The organism is Maricaulis sp. MIT060901 (assembly GCF_047123815.1).
Classification (GTDB): Bacteria; Pseudomonadota; Alphaproteobacteria; order Caulobacterales; family Maricaulaceae; genus Maricaulis.
Genome location: NZ_CP138920.1, coordinates 321,337 through 336,658 on the forward strand (window position 1 = coordinate 321,337; position 15,322 = coordinate 336,658).

Consider the following 15,322-nt stretch of genomic DNA (forward strand, 5'->3'; position numbering starts at 1 on the left):
TGACCTCAGCTCGCCTGTCGACAGGATAGTCGAGGTCCCCCGGATGTCCGCTACGCGGCCACCATGGGATGACGGGGATTGGGAAGGGGCGAAGTTCCGAAACCGGCCGTATAGCGAGGCGATAGGGTGCGGCCTAAAGGCCCCAACGAAAAAAAAGGCACGTGCCCCATGCACGTGCCTCCTTGAGTGGGCATTTCTGAAATACCGGCAGCGGGATTGGTTCACCCCCCCGTCTGCACGCGAAACTATCTCTGGGTTGTATTACTCGTTCGCTAACACGGACGTTACAACACCCTCATGAATAACGATATTCAGGAATGGCGCTCATACGATTTTGACGAATGTGCGCTGTTTCTCTCTCACGACGGCAGCAAGTTCTTGAGCAAGGACACCACCGGAACAGCCAGCACCGTGAACACGCCGCCGGACACACTCCCGGCCGTGATCACAAGAGCACTCTGCCAGATCGGCAAAACTGCATCCGGTTGAGCCGCCAGGATCGCCAGAAGCATGAAGGCGGTCGCCAGTCCTGCGGTGATCATGCCGGAGATGGCAATGCGCAAGCCTGACACACCATTGAAGGCCGCTACACCGATGCCCGCGAAAAACACGATCCCGAAAAAGGTATAAGCGCCCGAATAGACCCGCGCGAACAGCGCCGCTTCCTCACCGCCCCAATACCCTGCGCCAGCAGCCAGAAGCCCCGCCAATGGCAGGATGATCAGCCATTGGCGGACAGACGCTCCCGGACGCTGCATATCAGAGCCCCAGCTTGTCCTTGAGGATCTGGTTCACCGCTTGCGGATTGGCCTTGCCCTGCATGGCTTTCATCACCTGGCCGACAAACCAGCCCATGGCTTTCGGCTTCTCCTTGACGGAGGCCGCCTGGTCCGGATTGTCCGCGATGAGCTGGTCGATGACCGCTTCGATGGCGCCGGTATCAGTGACCTGTTTCAGGCCGCGATCCTCGACGATCTGCGCCGGGTCACCGCCTTCAGACCACAGGATCTCGAACACGTCCTTGGCGATCTTGCCGGAGATCGTGCCGTCCTTAATCAGGGCCACCAGACCGCCGAGCTGTTTGGCAGAGACCGGGCTGTCATTGATGCCCATGCCTTCCTTGTTCAGGCGCCCGAAAAGCTCGTTATTGACCCAGTTGGACGCCAGCTTCGCATCGCGGCCCTCGGCCACTGTCTCGAAATAATCGGCGCGGTCCTTGTCGGCGGCCAGCACGCTGGCATCATATTCCGACAGGCCCAGCTCGGACTTGAAACGCTCGCGCTTCTGGTCCGGCAATTCCGGCAGGTTCGCGCGGATCTGGTCGACCCAGTCCTGCTGGAGTTCCAGCGGCAGGAGGTCGGGATCCGGGAAATAGCGATAGTCATGCGCTTCTTCCTTGGAACGCATGGACCGCGTCACACCGGTATTGGCGTCGAACAGGCGTGTTTCCTGGTCGATCGTGCCGCCCTCCTCGATGATATCGATCTGGCGCTTGGCCTCGTATTCAATCGCCTGGCGGATAAAGCGCAGGGAGTTGACGTTCTTGATCTCGCAGCGCGTGCCGAGATGAGAGAAATCACCGGTTTCGCGGAATTTCTCGTACTGGCCGGGCTTGCACACCGAGACATTGACGTCGGCGCGCAGCTGGCCCTTCTCCATGTCGCCGCCACACGTGCCGAGATAACGCACGATGGTGCGCATCTTGGAAACATAGGCGGACGCTTCCTCGGGCGAGCGAATATGCGGACGGGAGACGATCTCCATCAGCGCCACGCCGGACCGGTTGAGATCTACATAGGTGTGGCTCGGGTCCAGGTCGTGGATCGACTTGCCGGCGTCCTGCTCCAGGTGCAGACGCTCAATGCCGACCTTGAAGCGCGAGCCGTCATCACGCTCACACTCGATCTCGCCCTCACCCACGATCGGATACTGGAACTGGGAGATCTGGTAGCCCTGCGGCAGATCCGGGTAGAAATAATTCTTGCGGTCAAAACGGGACCAGAGATTGATCTCGGCATTGAGACCGAGGCCCGTGCGCACAGCCTGTTCAACCACATGCTGGTTGATCACCGGCAGCATGCCCGGCATGGCCGCATCGACCAGGGAGACCTGGGTATTGGGTGCCGCGCCAAAGGCCGTCGCCGCACCGGAGAAGAGCTTGGCATTGGAGACGACCTGGGCGTGGATCTCCAGCCCCATAACGATCTCCCAGTCACCGGTTGCGCCAGCAATGGTATAGGTATTGCTCATCTCTCGTCTTCCTCGTCGTCATCCCATGTGGGACGTTCATCTTCGGGGACAGCCTGCGCGGCCGTCAGAATTCGTCCGGCTGCCGTTACGGTCAGGCCGAAAAGTACAAAACCGGCACCCGGCACCATCAGCACGATGGTCCAGATCACCTTGGGTTCCAGCACCACGATGTCGCGATAGACCAGCGCCCCGGCGAGCAGCAAGAGTGCCCCGACCAGAAAGCTGGGTCGCGCCAGTTTGAGCGCGCTTGGAGGGTTTGGGGTCGGGTTTTGGGTCGGGTTTTTCTGGTCCATCAGCCCACCTTCTCCACGACGGCGCCCTGCGGCGGTTCCTTGTGATAGATCTCGATGGCCTCGAAGCTCACGCGGTCACCATCGCGGGTCCATTTGGCGCGCATGACTTCCTTCTTCCAGTCGAGCCGGAAGAATTGCCGCGCGATATTGATCAGCGCCTCGCGTTGAGGCTGGATATCGAGCACCTTGGCCAGGGCGAGAAGATTGTCCGAGGCGAACACGCCGCCCAGGCTCCAGTCCTGCCCGGCCTTGCCCTGGACCACCAAGGCTTCGTCACCCACCGGCACCCAGAAGACACCATCCTCGTCCAGCTTGCCCTGGCGGCGGAACGGCGTGCCCGCGCCACTGACAAAACCCAGGGATTGCAGGTGAAACAGGGATTTCAACTGCCCCAGATCGCTTTCATCGACCGGAATGAAATCACTGGAGATGATCAGCGAGGCGTATTTGTTGATCAGCCCCAGCTCGCGCTGCCCCAGCTTGGAGAGGGTCGCCAGCAGGCTCGTCGAGATCGCACCCGGATGAAGGATTTCCTGTGCCAGGCAAGCCGCCCAGACACGGCGCATCACCGGATCGACCGTACGTTCGGCCCGCGCGGCAAAGGTCAGCAACCAGCCTTCCTCGACCTGTCCTTCAGAGGCGTCGCGGGCATCCGCGCCGGTCAGCAGCTGGTCAGCGGCCATGGCCGCAATGATCTCGCGATTGGACTGGGTCAGCACCGCTTCAGACAGCATGCGCGACGATGCCCGTCCCAGCACGGCCTGGTCGGCCTCGACGACCTTGAGCACCTCGACACCGAGCTTTTCGTCAACCTTTTCGCCGGAGGCAAACTGCGCGAGGACGACCGCCGTCTCCTCGATCTCGGACGACCACGGCACACCAATGGTCCGGCCAATCGCCTTCGCCGCCCGTTCCTTCACAGGATCGGGCAGGTCCAGCAGGCCTTGCCAGTTTATGGAATGCGCCTGTTCGGCCATCGACCTACCACCACTTCTCCGGTTTGGCGTTGAAGCCGGCCGCATCCTCGATGGCGTGGCCGACCTTGAACATGGTTTCCTCGTCCAGGGCGCGGGTAATGATCTGCAGCCCCAGCGGCAGGCCATCCTTGTCCGTGCCCGCCGGAACCGACATCGCCGGTACACCGGCCAGGTTTGCGGTCACCGTGAAGACGTCATTGAGATACATCGCGATCGGATCATCGGACTTGGAGCCCAGCGCAAAGGCCGCAGACGGTGCCGAGGGCGTCAGGATGGCATCGACGGTCTGGAAGGCCTTGTCAAAATCCTCGAGGATGCGGGTGCGCACTTTCTGGGCGCGCAGGTAATACGCGTCATAATATCCGGCCGACAGCACATAGGTGCCGATCATGATGCGGCGCTGGACCTCGTGACCGAAACCGGCCGCGCGGGTGTTTTCATAGACGGCCGTCAGGTCTTCACCCTCTTCACGCAGGCCGTAACGCATGCCGTCATAACGTGCGAGATTGGACGACGCTTCGGCCGGCGCCACGATGTAATAGGCCGGCAGAGCGTATTTCGTGTGCGGCAGGGTGATGTCGACAATCTCGCAGCCAGCAGCCTTGAGCCACTCGATACCCTGTTGCCAGGCCTTCTCGATCTCTTCCGGCATGCCATCGACGCGATATTCCTTGGGAACACCGATCTTGAGACCCTTCACGGACTGGCCACAGGCCGCAACGAAGTTCGGAACGTCGTTCGGCAGCGAGGTGGAATCCTTGGGATCATGCCCGGACATGGCCTGCAGCATGATCGCGCTGTCCTTGACCGTCTTGGCGAACGGACCCGGGTGATCCAGCGAGGACGCAAAGGCAATCGTGCCCCAGCGCGACGTCCGCCCATAGGTCGCCTTGACGCCAACCGTACCGGTGAAGGCCGCCGGCTGACGGATGGAACCGCCGGTATCCGTGCCGGTGGCGCCGAAACAGAGATCTGCTGCGACAGCGGCCGCAGAACCGCCGGAAGACCCGCCCGGGGTCAGCATCTCACCATTGGCACCCGTCCAGGGATTGTTGACCGGGCCGGTATTGGCCGTCTCGTTGGAGGAGCCCATGGCGAACTCGTCCATAGAGGTCTTGCACAGGAAGACACCGCCATTGCCCCACAGGGTGGATGTCACAGTAGACTCATAGGTCGGCTTGAAATCCTTGAGGATGTTCGAGGAGGCCGTCGTGGAGACGCCTTCAACCGCGAACAGGTCCTTGATGGCGATCGGCGCACCTTCAATCAGACCGCCCTCACCCTTGGCCAGCTTCTCGTCGGACGCCGCCGCCATGGCCAGCGTCTTGTCCTCGTCAAACGCCGTGAAGGCATTCAGCGCCGGTTGTGCGGCCTGTGCGGCTGCCAGGGCGTCTTTGGCCAACTCGGTCGCCGAGACCTCCTTGGCCTTCAGCTTGGTCGTCACCTCATCGAGGGAAAGTTTGAGAAGATCACTCATTGTTCTCTTTTCTCTGAAATTACGTCGTAAGGACCAGAATGAAGTTCTGGCTCAAACCAGCGACGTGGGGTGTCTAGAGCCGCGTCGAGCGCGGCGAGAGTTCGAGTAGGAAACGGGTTTAAACCCCACTTCTTTTCAAACTCGATGATTCCATCTTTCTCCAACGACAAAAATGCCCGGCGAATTGCCACCGCCAGCTCTTCGCTGGAACAGAACGCGTTGAAGATCACTTCGCTTTCGGCGGTACGGGTTGTTTGATACCTCCCCTCTCCATCAATGGAGAAGAAGCTATCGCCCGGAAACTCCTCCACGACGACGTGGGAATAGTATCCAAGTCCCTTGCGAAACAAGCTGTTGATAGTCCAACGCCATTCCGTCGGCTCACCGTTAAGAGAGAACTGGCAGAGCGCTTGACCGCCACCACTGGCTGCGCTCACACCAGCTAACGCTATATCGTGAAAGGAATTTTCAATATCTGAAAAACTCTCGATACGAAGCCGTTCGTCGCCAATGCGCAGGTTCAGGTCGGACCATCCGTGGTCCATGTTCGAAAACTCTAGATGGATCCCGAGCGATACCGTCGGAGACCGAAGCTGATCGCTCATGAGAAAAGCTCCTCACTAGCAATCGATTTTTCGTAAAACACATTGTCTTCGGTGGCGCGGTACTCACCGAAGGCGTCGCAGGGCGCAAAGCCGTGACTGGTGTAGAGCGCGATCGCTGCGTCGGAGCGCGATCCGGTTTCCAGCACCAGTTTGGAATAGCCCTCGGCACGGGCCCAGTTCTCGACACGGGAGAGGATAGCGCGACTGGCACCACTACGCCGGGCGGCGGGACGCGTGAAAAAGCGTTTCAGCTCCACACGATCCTTGTCCAGTGGCACACCGGCCCCACAGCCCAGCACCTTATCGCCCGAACGCGCAATCAGGAAACACGCGCCGTTCGATGCCAGCGTTTCCGCAGGCATGTGATGGCAGTGCTCCGGCGGGTAGATGTCAAGCATCGTCGCATTGAGCTCGTCAATCAGCGCCCTGGCGTCTGGCGAGGTCGGGTCCTCGCGGCATATGTCGATCCGGGCCGTCACGGCCTATTCGACAGATTTCGGCACGACAAAGAAGCCCTCATCGGACTTCGGCGCATTGGCAAGCACACGCTCGCGTCGATCACCATCAGTGACGTTATCCACGCGTTGCGGCAGTGGGAATTTGACCGGCGTGGTCATGGCTTCGACGCCCTCCACGTCAACCTCATTGAGTTGCTCGATCCAGTTCAGGATCCCGTTCAGTTCACCCGTCAGGGCATCCAGCCGGTCTTCAGGCTCGGCAATGCGCGCCAGCCGCGCAATGCGGCGTACGTCGTCAGCGGTCACGGACATTGGAAATCACTCCGGATAGTCGAAGCGGAGTGAGTAGCAAGGCGATTTCGCTGGTGCAAGAAAGAGGCGCGGCTCAGCGGGTATTTGCCTGCGAAATGCTGGTCTTTTGTGCATTTTCGCCCGACCGGGCGGCAACCATTCACAAGGCGGGTTTGCAAGCGCCCGGCTTGCGTGCCCGACAAATCGGCGTAGACAGACGCCATGCCCATTCTCGAACTCGCAGAATTGCCCGAGGGCGCCCTGATCGCCCTGGACCCGGGAACCAAGACAATCGGTGTTGCTGCCTGTGGTGCCTCGCGCGGTATTCCCATGGCGGTGGAAACCATCAAGCGCACCAAGTTTCGCCAGGACGCCGACCGGGTCTTCCAGCTCTATGACGAACGCGAGGCCGAGGCGATTGTTATCGGACTGCCTGTAAACATGGACGGATCGGAAGGCCCGCGCGCCCAGTCCGCCCGCGCCATGGCGCGCAATCTCTGCCAGATCCGCGACGTGCCGGTCGCCTTCCAGGACGAACGCCTCTCAACCTTCGAGGCGCAGGAAAAACTCATCTCCGCCGGCGTCCGCCGCGACAAGCGCAAGGACATCATCGATGCTCACGCGGCGGCGAACATCCTTCAAAGCGCGCTCGACAGACTGGAGATGCTCGGCGAATGAGTTCGATCGCGACTGCCCTGCTGCCCGTATTCGGTGTGATCTTTGTCGGCTGGCTCCTGCGCCGCTCGGGCTTGTTGCCCGACAGCAGCTGGGGGCCGATCTCCCGCCTCGCCTATCTCGGCCTCTCTCCCGCCATCCTGTTCACATCCATCGCCAGAGCCGATCTCAGCTCCATCCAGCTGGGCCCGTTCATGCTGGCAGCCGTGGGGGGCTTTCTGGGCATGGCGGCCATTACACTGGCCATCCGCCCCCTGCTCAATATCCCCGGCCCGACCTATACCAGCCTGTTCCAGGCGACCTGCCGCTGGAACGGCCTCTTAATCCTGGCTATTGCCATCGCGATGTTCGGCACCGAGGGTGAAGTCCTGGTCGCGCTGATCATGGCGGCCTCTATCCCGCTGGTGAACATGGAGTGCGTCGCCGCGCTGTCGGTCTGGGGCGATGGCGCCAAGCCGGACTGGCGCTCGGTCATCTATCGCATCCTCACCAACCCGCTGATTCTCGGATCCGGCGCCGGTGGGCTGGTCAATGTGCTCGACATACCAATTCCCGAACCAGCCTGGGACACGATCCACCTGATGGGCCAGGCCGCCCTGCCACTGATCCTGCTGGCCGTCGGGGCCGGGCTCAATTTCACGGCGATGAAAGCGCGTCCGCGCCTGCTCGGCCTGTCGGTTTTCCTGAAACTGATGATCGCGCCGCTCGTCTTCTATGGACTTGGCCTTGCGCTGGGCGTTGAAGGGGTTGCCCTGACCGTGCTCCTGCTGACCGGTGCCTCGCCCGGTGCAGCCTCCGCCTATGTGCTGGCCAAGCAGATGGGCGGCGACGCGCACTACTCCGCCGGCGACATCACAGCGTCCGCCCTGTTCTGCTTCATCACCATCCCGTTCTGGCTCTGGCTGTTGGGCTAGTCGCCCAGGCAATAGCGCTCGCCTTCATCCGCCAATCCGAAGCCGGCATCCAGCACCTGCTGACGCTCGGGGCTGTCGGGAAAGCGCACCGGATTGGTGTGGTTAAAATGGATGAAGCGCACCTTGGCCTTCTCCGTCGCCGGCAGATCGGCAAACCGCGCCATTGAGTGTGTGATGAACGGATGCGGGAAACCACTCATATCGCGCCCGGGAATTTCCCCATTGGCGAAAAACGTCGCGTCCAGATAGGCCACATCGACCGAGGCGATCATGTCCTCGATGCGTGTGCCCTCTTCATCCCATTCCTCCCAGCTGTCGATATCGGGCAGGAACAGGGCGGAACGATCCGGTCCGTCGATGCTGAACCCGACCACTTCGGTATATTCCTGGCGATGCGGCACTAGGAAGGGGGTCACCGTCAATCCGGCTACGTCAGCGCCCTCACCTTCACGCAGATCCTGCAAGGCGATATTGCCGTACCGAACCAGCTGTTCCCAGGGCCCGCTGGTCGACAGGTATTGCGCCATTTGCGGCATCGCGAAAACGGGAACACCCTGGGCGCCCATGCTCTCGAAACCCAGGAACATCAGGCCCGTGTAATGGCCCATATGGCCATGCGTCAGGAAGATTCCATCCAGACCGGGCCGCGCCTCTGTCATCATCACCTGGTCCAGCCGATAAAGCTGTTCCCGCAGGTCGGGCGTGGCTTCGAACAGTAGGCGCTGGCCTGTGTCGTGATTGATCACCCCCAGCGAAGTCGCCAGTCGCCTCAGCTCGGGATTGCTCCAGGCCGGGTCAGCGGAATTGCCAAATTGCGGAGCGCCACCATCCTGGGCGACGCCCAGCACCACGAGTTCAGTCGTGCAGGTTAGCACTGCAGGTTCAGCAGCTATGAGCGCGAGCGATAGTGCGACAGACAACATGCCGGGAAGGTGCGCCGCTCACTGCGAACGGTCAAGCCGAAGCGCGGTGGCGCGAACTGATCAACCCACCCCCACCACCTCACTGCGGCGTTCCATCCAGGCGATGTCACGCCATTTTCCCTTCATCGGGCCAAAACCCATTTTGCCGATACGTTTGCGATAGCCCAGCAGTTCGAACCCACAGGCCTCGTGAAGACGGATGGAGGCTTCATTTTCCCGCAGAATACCCGCGACCAGCGTCCACAGCCCTTCCGCTTCCGATGCCTCGACCAGGGCTGTCAGCAATACCTTGCCGATCCCCTGACCGCGCGCTGCCGCGGCGACATAGATCGTCAACTCGGCCACACCGCCATAGACACAGCGCGAGGACATCGGGCTGAGCACGGCCCAGCCAAGCACGTCCCCGCTCTCACCCTCCGCAACCAGTCGGGGTCTGGCCAGCTTGCCGGCGTCAAACTTCGCCCAGTCGGAGGGATCACGTTCAAAAGTGGCGTGGCCTGTATCAATGCCTTCCTGATAGATCTGAAGGACGGCGTCCGCGTCAGCGCTCGTCATCGGGCGTATGGTTGGCATGTCGCTACCCCTTTTTAAATCCTCGCCAAAAGATGTGGCCGCTCTTGCCTCCCAGCGCAACGTTCCCTATACCGCCGCAAACATTTTTGGGCCTTTGTGACTTGGGAGGCAGGATGACCCGCGCGGCATTCTCCTATGATTTCCCGCACCGCCACCTGGTTTCGGTGGCTGACCTCAACCCCGTTGATATTTCCCTGATCTTTGAACGTGCCGAACACTGGCGCACGATCAACAGGACGCCGGACAAGTCTTCCGACGCCCTCAAGGGACTGACGGTGCTGAACCTGTTTTTCGAGGCATCGACGCGGACCCAGGGCAGTTTCGAGATGGCCGCCAAACGGCTTGGGGCCGATGTGGTCAATTTCGCCATCGCCCACTCCTCTGCCTCCAAGGGCGAGAGCCTCTCTGACACGGCGCGCACACTGGCCGCCATGCAGCCGGACATCATGGTCGTTCGCCACTCCGCAACCGGCGCCCCGCAATTCCTGGCCGAGCGCACCGGACTTTCAGTGATCAATGCCGGTGATGGCATGCACCAGCACCCCACCCAGGGCCTGCTCGATGTCTTCACCATGAGCCGTCACTGGGGTTCGGTCGGCGGGCGCCGTATCCTGATCATCGGCGATATCCTGCACAGCCGCGTTGCCCGCTCGAATATCGGTCTCTTGTCCATGCTGGGCGCGGATATCCGCGTCTGTGCCCCGCCCACGCTCTTGCCGACTGATATTGATCAGTGGGGCGTGGATGTCTTCCACGAGCTGGAAGACGCCGTCACCGATTGTGATGCCATCATGGCCCTGCGCCAGCAAAAGGAACGCATGTCCGGTGGGTTCATCCCGTCCGGCCGTGAATTTTTCCATCTCTTCGGACTCAGCCACGAGACCATCACAAGCGCCAAGCCCGACGTGCTGATCATGCATCCCGGCCCGATGAACCGCGGGGTCGAGATCCACACCAAGCTCGCCGACGATCCCGATCGTTCGGTGATCATGGAACAAGTGGAAAACGGTGTCGCCGTTCGCATGGCTGTGCTGGAGCTGATCGGTGCCAATATCCGCAGGGAGGCCGCGGCATGAGTTCGAGTTTCGCGATCACCAATGCGCGTCTGGTCGACCCGGCCAGCGAGTATGACGGCCCGGGCGGCGTGCTTGTCGAAAACGGGCTGATCGCCCAGATCGGCGAAGAGCTGGATCTCAATTCTGCCGACGAGGTCATCGATGCGGGCGGAAAGATCCTGGCGCCAGCGTTAATAGATCTGCGCGCGTCCAAGGAGCCCGCGCTCACCCCGGATGGTGAAAACCAGGCCAGCCTTGCCGTAGGCGCCGCTGCGGGCGGTTTCGGAACCGTGGTTCTGGCCCCCAATGATCACTCGCCGCTGCAGACCGCAGGCGGTTTCGCCGGCATGACACGCAGCCTCGGCCAGCATGGGGTCCGTGTCCTTTCCGCAGCAGCAGCCACCCAGGATCTTAAGGGCGAGAACATGGCGGAGATTGGCCTGATGGCGAAAGCCGGTGCGGCCTATGTCTCCAATGGCGACCATACCATCGCCGACAGCCGTGTCCTGCGCCGGGTGCTGAGCTATGCCAGCCAGTTTGACCTGTGGCTCGCCCTGCGCGCGGCCGAACCGGGCCTCAGCTGTGGTGCTGTTGCGACCGAAAGTGACTGGTCTGCGCGTTTCGGCCTGCCGTCGGAACCGACCATGGCCGAGCGTATCGCCATCGACCGGGCCGCCTCGATCGCCGCCCTTTCCGGTGGCAAGTTGATGGTGGACCGCGTCTCGACCGCAGACGGCCTGGCCGCTATCCATGATGCCCGCAAGCGCGATATCGAAATCGCCGCGACTTGTGCCATCGCCCATCTGACGCTCAACGAGGTAGACGCCGGAGCGCTCGACAGCGCTTTCCGGATTGATCCACCCCTGCGTCTGGAAGATGATCGCCGCGCCCTGGTCGCTGCCATCGCCGATGGCGAGATTGATGCCATCGTCTCCGACCACCGCCCCACCCCGTTCGACGACAAGGGCGAACCCTTTGCGCTTGCCATTCCGGGCACGCTCGCCCTGGAAACGCTGCTGGCCTCGCTGCTGGCGCTTGTTCATGACGAGGAGCTCAGCCTGGCCGAGGCCCTGCGCCCGCTGACCGTCGGCCCTGCCGACCTGCTGGGCCTGCCCCAGGGGCGCTTGAGCACCGGTGCTCCGGCGGACCTGGTTCTGATCGATGGCGACAAGCCATGGGTCTGTAATCCCGATGATTTCTTGTCTCCGCGCGGGAATAGCGCCTGGGCCGGGCGTCGTTTTATGGGTGTCGTGACACAAACTTTCGTCGACGGACAGTCGATTTACAACTATAACGGGTGACGTTATGGACCTGCTTATTCCAGCCATTGCAGCCATTGGCGGCTATCTCCTGGGCTCCATCCCGTTCGGGCTTGTCCTGACCCGGTTGGGCGGCCTCGGCGATATCCGCGAGATCGGTTCCGGCAATATCGGTGCGACCAATGTCCTGCGCACTGGGCGCAAGGATCTCGCCGCCGCGACACTGATACTCGATGCCGGCAAGGCGGGCATTGCCGCCGCGATTTTCGGCTATGTCTTCGACCCGACAGCCGGCCTGATCGCCGGTGGATTTGCCTTTGCAGGTCATTGCTATCCGGTATGGCTGGGCTTCAAGGGCGGCAAGGGTGTCGCCACCTTTGTCGGTACCATGCTGGTCGTCTACTGGCCGCTTGGCCTGGTGGTGATCGGAACCTGGCTCGCCATGGCGGCCCTGTTCCGGATTTCCTCGCTGTCCGCCCTGATCGCTGCGCTTGCGGCGCCGATTACAGCCTATGCGATCGGACGCTCAGACGTTGCCATAATGGCAGGCCTTCTGACGGTCCTGATCTACTGGCTGCACCGCGCCAATATCGAACGCATCCTCAAGGGCGAGGAACCGCGCATTGGCGACAAGAAAAAATCCGAACAAACAGACAAGGACGGGGCGGAAACGGAGGAAAATTGAGCCAGACCAAGCTCGACCACCATAACCGCCTTGCCGCGCTCCGACTCGCCCGGACGCCGCGCCTGGGACCTGTCACCTATCTCAAACTGCTCAACCGCTACACCAGCCCGAGCGCCGCACTCGAAGCTTTGCCTGAACTTGTGCGCGCCAAGCGACTCAAGGGCTTTGACATTCCCGGCGAAGGCCAGGCTCTCTCTGAACTGGAATACCTCGCCGAGACCGGTGTCACACTCTTCCTGCTGGGCGATGCCGCCTATCCGCACGCCCTCTCCCTGATCCCCGATCCGCCGATAGCGCTGGTCGCGCATGGCCGCACCGAGCTGCTCGCACGCCTGGCCTGCGGCATGGTCGGATCGCGCAATGCCTCAGCTGCCGGCCGCCGCCTGGCCCGGGACCTCGCGCGGGAGCTTAGCGAGAACGATATCTGCGTCATCTCCGGCCTCGCCCGGGGCATAGATGGCGCAGCGCACGAGGGCGCCCTGCCTGCCGGTACAATTGCCGCGGTTGCCGGCGGAGTGGACATTATCTACCCGCCTGAACACCGCAAACTGCACGAGCAGATCGCAGATGAAGGCCTGATCGTCTCGGAAATGCCTATGGGAACTCGTCCGGTCGCCCGCGATTTTCCGCGGCGAAACCGCATCATTTCGGGCTTGTCGCTGGGCACGCTGGTGATAGAAGCCGCGCTGCAATCAGGCTCGCTGATCACAGCACGACTTGCCGGGGAACAGGGGCGCGAGGTCATGGCCCTCCCAGGTTCGCCGCTTGACCCGCGCGCCCGTGGCACCAATCGCCTCTTGCGAGACGGAGCCCATCTCGTCGAAACCGCCGAGGATGTGCTGGCCATCCTGCACGGCTCCAGCCTGCGTCCGAGCTGTGTGCGCGAAGCGGACACTACGGAGCTCTTCCCGCTGGATCAGGATTTTCCGGACGAGAACGCCCGAGGGACTGAGGCCCACAAAACCGTCTCTGTCGCGGCAGCCTCCAGCCTGGCTACAGCGAAAGATGACCGCTCGATCTCCGATCAGCCGGACTCGGCCGGTCCAGCCGCCCTGGAAGACCTGCTCTCCTTTACCCCGATCTCGATTGATGAACTGGCTCGGCAGTCCGACCAGCCTCTGGGCCGGATACAGGCCGATTTGCTCGAACTGGAACTCGAGGGGCGTGTCGCCATGACGGCCGGCGGGCTGGTGCAGAAGACGGACGCGTCCTAACGGGCGTCTATGCCTTCCATCTCGACCATTTGAGCGGCCACCTCGATGAGACTACAGGATCGGTCCAGCCCCGCGTGATAGGCGCGCTCGCTGATCCGACGCAGATCCTCAGCCAGGTCAATGGTCTCTGCCCGGGCCGTGATGGCCGGCGGAAGCTTCTGCCCGAAGAGATCTGTACCCAGGGCGGCTCTACGCTGAAAGATACGCGAAAGGCTCATATTCCCCTCCACCAATCATTGAGAGGAAATTACTATTTTAACGTGCATTTCGCAAGCTGCACTCGCGCGCTATCGATTGCGCAGGAATTCCATAACGATTTCCTTGGCTTCCTGAACCTGCCTTGCCAACGCGGGCGAGCCTTCGCCCGTATCGGGGTGCAGTTTCTTCATTAGGCGACGATGCGCTGCGACGACATCATCCTCGTTTGCACTGCGGTCCAGTCCGAGAGTTTCAAACGCCTCATCAAGCGACATGCGAACACGACCAGGAGATGAAGTCCTGCGCTGCTCCTGGCCGCCAGCGCCCCGGCGCGAACCGCGCAGAGCCTGCGTCAGCATACCCAATCCCATCAAACCTATCGGCCCGCCAAGAACGGGAGCTCCACGCAGGCTAAGCAATACACCGGCCGTTACGGCCCCACCCGCGAGCAGGTAACGCACCATTTTCGCCGCCTTCTCCGTCTTCATTCGGGAGAACCACCAGGCAGCGCCCAGAAAACCCAGAAAAGCGAGCAGGCCGAAAGATAATGCTGTCATGTCAGAACGGGATGTTTTGCCCTTCCAGGCCGGCGAGTTTGAGCACGATCAGCAGATCCCGCAATTCCTGGCGCGCGGCGACATGGCTCATGGTGAACTGAACCGTTGAACCATTCTCGGTCAGGTCCAGCAGGGTCAGCCCCAACGGAAACAGTTCGCGATAGATCACACGCTCGGCAAAACCGGGCGCCAGGCGGAAGCCGATGCGTTGGGAGAGCATTTTCAGCCCTTCACCGACACGGCGCTTGTTGCGGGCATCCAGCATGGCCATGCGATTGCGCATGACGACCCAGTCGATGGAGGATTTCTCAAGCGCAGCCTTGCGCTTGCGGCATTCCCAGACCATCTCGCTGTAAACGCTTGGCTTGCCCACCTGGTAGGTGTCCGGATCGATCTCCGCCAACAGGTCGAAATCGACAAAACTGTCATTGACCGGCGTGATGATCGTGTCAGCCGATGAATGGGCCAGACGTGAATAGTGCGTGTCCGCACCCGGCGCATCGATGATAATGAAATCATTGTGCGTCTTGAGATCAGACAGGAGATCGGAGAAACGCTCCAGCTCCTCGGCCTCGGCGATATCGAGATCACGGGCAGAGCTGGGGCTCAACAGGACTTCGGCGGGTTGCGGCAGCTCGACATTGCGACGGCGCGACCACTCACGGCGGTTGGCCAGATAACGTCCGAACGTGCGTTGGCGCAGATCCAGGTCAATTGCGCCGACACTCTTGCCCATGCGCAGAAGCGCGATAGCAAGATGCATGGCCACGGTGGACTTGCCCGCACCGCCCTTCTCGTTTCCGACGACGATCACGTGGGCGGCAGCGACACCGTCACGTACGCGACCAATAGGTCGGGATGGCAATTTGAAATTCGAATGCACCGTCATGTCCGAAACACTACTTCTCCCGGCTCTCG

The 15,322-nt window shown here is 61.5% G+C and carries 19 protein-coding genes; 6 read left to right on the top strand and 13 right to left on the bottom strand.

The genetic code is table 11. The features are described 5' to 3' along the window. Nucleotides 1-359 precede the first annotated feature (359 nt). From SIC17_RS01560 to gatC, 8 genes are read right to left on the bottom strand one after another with little or no spacing between them, the layout of a single operon-like run. A complete protein-coding gene (locus tag SIC17_RS01560; protein WP_412546197.1) occupies nt 360-758 on the bottom strand; it encodes a hypothetical protein in 399 nt (132 codons plus the stop codon). 1 nt (nt 759) lies between these two features. Then, entirely contained in the window at nt 760-2,250 is a 1,491-nt protein-coding gene (gatB, locus tag SIC17_RS01565; protein ID WP_412546198.1) for an Asp-tRNA(Asn)/Glu-tRNA(Gln) amidotransferase subunit GatB, read from the bottom strand. Continuing rightward, a complete protein-coding gene (locus SIC17_RS01570) occupies nt 2,247-2,543 on the bottom strand; it encodes a hypothetical protein (protein WP_291895818.1) in 297 nt (98 codons plus the stop codon). Before SIC17_RS01570 ends, gatB begins: the two co-directional genes overlap by 4 nt. After that, on the bottom strand, nt 2,543-3,520 hold the full coding sequence (locus SIC17_RS01575; RefSeq protein WP_291895819.1) for a DUF2806 domain-containing protein: 978 nt from the start codon (nt 3,518-3,520) through the stop codon (nt 2,543-2,545). Before SIC17_RS01575 ends, SIC17_RS01570 begins: the two co-directional genes overlap by 1 nt. A 4-nt stretch (nt 3,521-3,524) precedes the next feature. After that, entirely contained in the window at nt 3,525-4,997 is a 1,473-nt protein-coding gene (gene gatA / locus SIC17_RS01580) for an Asp-tRNA(Asn)/Glu-tRNA(Gln) amidotransferase subunit GatA (RefSeq protein WP_291895820.1), read from the bottom strand. Continuing rightward, entirely contained in the window at nt 4,994-5,602 is a 609-nt protein-coding gene (locus SIC17_RS01585; protein ID WP_412546199.1) for a hypothetical protein, read from the bottom strand. The genes gatA and SIC17_RS01585 overlap by 4 nt, the downstream gene beginning before the upstream one ends. Beyond that, on the bottom strand, nt 5,599-6,081 hold the full coding sequence (locus SIC17_RS01590) for a GNAT family N-acetyltransferase (protein ID WP_412546200.1): 483 nt from the start codon (nt 6,079-6,081) through the stop codon (nt 5,599-5,601). Before SIC17_RS01590 ends, SIC17_RS01585 begins: the two co-directional genes overlap by 4 nt. A 3-nt stretch (nt 6,082-6,084) precedes the next feature. Beyond that, a complete protein-coding gene (gene gatC / locus SIC17_RS01595; protein WP_412546201.1) occupies nt 6,085-6,372 on the bottom strand; it encodes an Asp-tRNA(Asn)/Glu-tRNA(Gln) amidotransferase subunit GatC in 288 nt (95 codons plus the stop codon). Nucleotides 6,373-6,573: 201 nt separating this feature from the next. Between gatC and ruvX the strand changes: the two genes are divergently transcribed. Next, nucleotides 6,574-7,029 (top strand): Holliday junction resolvase RuvX, encoded by a 456-nt coding sequence (gene ruvX / locus SIC17_RS01600; RefSeq protein WP_291895824.1) that lies wholly within the window; start codon nt 6,574-6,576, stop codon nt 7,027-7,029. Beyond that, a complete protein-coding gene (locus SIC17_RS01605; protein ID WP_412546202.1) occupies nt 7,026-7,940 on the top strand; it encodes an AEC family transporter in 915 nt (304 codons plus the stop codon). The genes ruvX and SIC17_RS01605 overlap by 4 nt, the downstream gene beginning before the upstream one ends. On the opposite strand, the gene SIC17_RS01610 is transcribed toward SIC17_RS01605, so the two are convergent. Both SIC17_RS01610 and SIC17_RS01615 read right to left on the bottom strand, forming a co-directional pair. Beyond that, nucleotides 7,937-8,863, bottom strand: coding sequence for an MBL fold metallo-hydrolase (locus SIC17_RS01610; protein ID WP_412546203.1), 927 nt, complete (start codon nt 8,861-8,863; stop codon nt 7,937-7,939). The genes SIC17_RS01605 and SIC17_RS01610 overlap by 4 nt on opposite strands. 60 nt (nt 8,864-8,923) lie before the next feature. Beyond that, on the bottom strand, nt 8,924-9,436 hold the full coding sequence (locus SIC17_RS01615; RefSeq protein ID WP_412546204.1) for an N-acetyltransferase family protein: 513 nt from the start codon (nt 9,434-9,436) through the stop codon (nt 8,924-8,926). 113 nt (nt 9,437-9,549) lie between these two features. On the opposite strand from SIC17_RS01615, the gene SIC17_RS01620 reads away from it, so the two are divergent. The 4 genes from SIC17_RS01620 to dprA are packed head-to-tail and all read left to right on the top strand — an operon-like array spanning nt 9,550 to nt 13,649. Next, entirely contained in the window at nt 9,550-10,512 is a 963-nt protein-coding gene (locus SIC17_RS01620; protein ID WP_412546205.1) for an aspartate carbamoyltransferase catalytic subunit, read from the top strand. Beyond that, nucleotides 10,509-11,792 carry a dihydroorotase gene (locus SIC17_RS01625; protein ID WP_412546206.1) on the top strand — a complete coding sequence of 428 codons (1,284 nt, stop codon included), beginning with the start codon at nt 10,509-10,511 and terminating at the stop codon, nt 11,790-11,792. Before SIC17_RS01620 ends, SIC17_RS01625 begins: the two co-directional genes overlap by 4 nt. Before the next feature lie 4 nt (nt 11,793-11,796). Continuing rightward, on the top strand, nt 11,797-12,435 hold the full coding sequence (gene plsY / locus SIC17_RS01630; protein ID WP_412546207.1) for a glycerol-3-phosphate 1-O-acyltransferase PlsY: 639 nt from the start codon (nt 11,797-11,799) through the stop codon (nt 12,433-12,435). Next, on the top strand, nt 12,432-13,649 hold the full coding sequence (dprA, locus tag SIC17_RS01635) for a DNA-processing protein DprA (RefSeq protein WP_412546208.1): 1,218 nt from the start codon (nt 12,432-12,434) through the stop codon (nt 13,647-13,649). Before plsY ends, dprA begins: the two co-directional genes overlap by 4 nt. Here the strand turns inward: dprA and SIC17_RS01640 are convergent. The 3 genes from SIC17_RS01640 to SIC17_RS01650 all read right to left on the bottom strand — a co-directional run bounded on the left by SIC17_RS01640 (nt 13,646) and on the right by SIC17_RS01650 (nt 15,293). Next, complete coding sequence (locus SIC17_RS01640) at nt 13,646-13,867, bottom strand: hypothetical protein (RefSeq protein WP_291895842.1); 222 nt, start codon at nt 13,865-13,867, stop codon at nt 13,646-13,648. The two genes, dprA and SIC17_RS01640, sit on opposite strands and share 4 nt — an antisense overlap. Before the next feature lie 69 nt (nt 13,868-13,936). Beyond that, entirely contained in the window at nt 13,937-14,404 is a 468-nt protein-coding gene (locus SIC17_RS01645; protein ID WP_412546209.1) for a J domain-containing protein, read from the bottom strand. Nucleotide 14,405: 1 nt separating this feature from the next. After that, nucleotides 14,406-15,293 carry a division plane positioning ATPase MipZ gene (locus SIC17_RS01650; protein ID WP_412546210.1) on the bottom strand — a complete coding sequence of 296 codons (888 nt, stop codon included), beginning with the start codon at nt 15,291-15,293 and terminating at the stop codon, nt 14,406-14,408. Nucleotides 15,294-15,322: the final 29 nt, after the last annotated feature.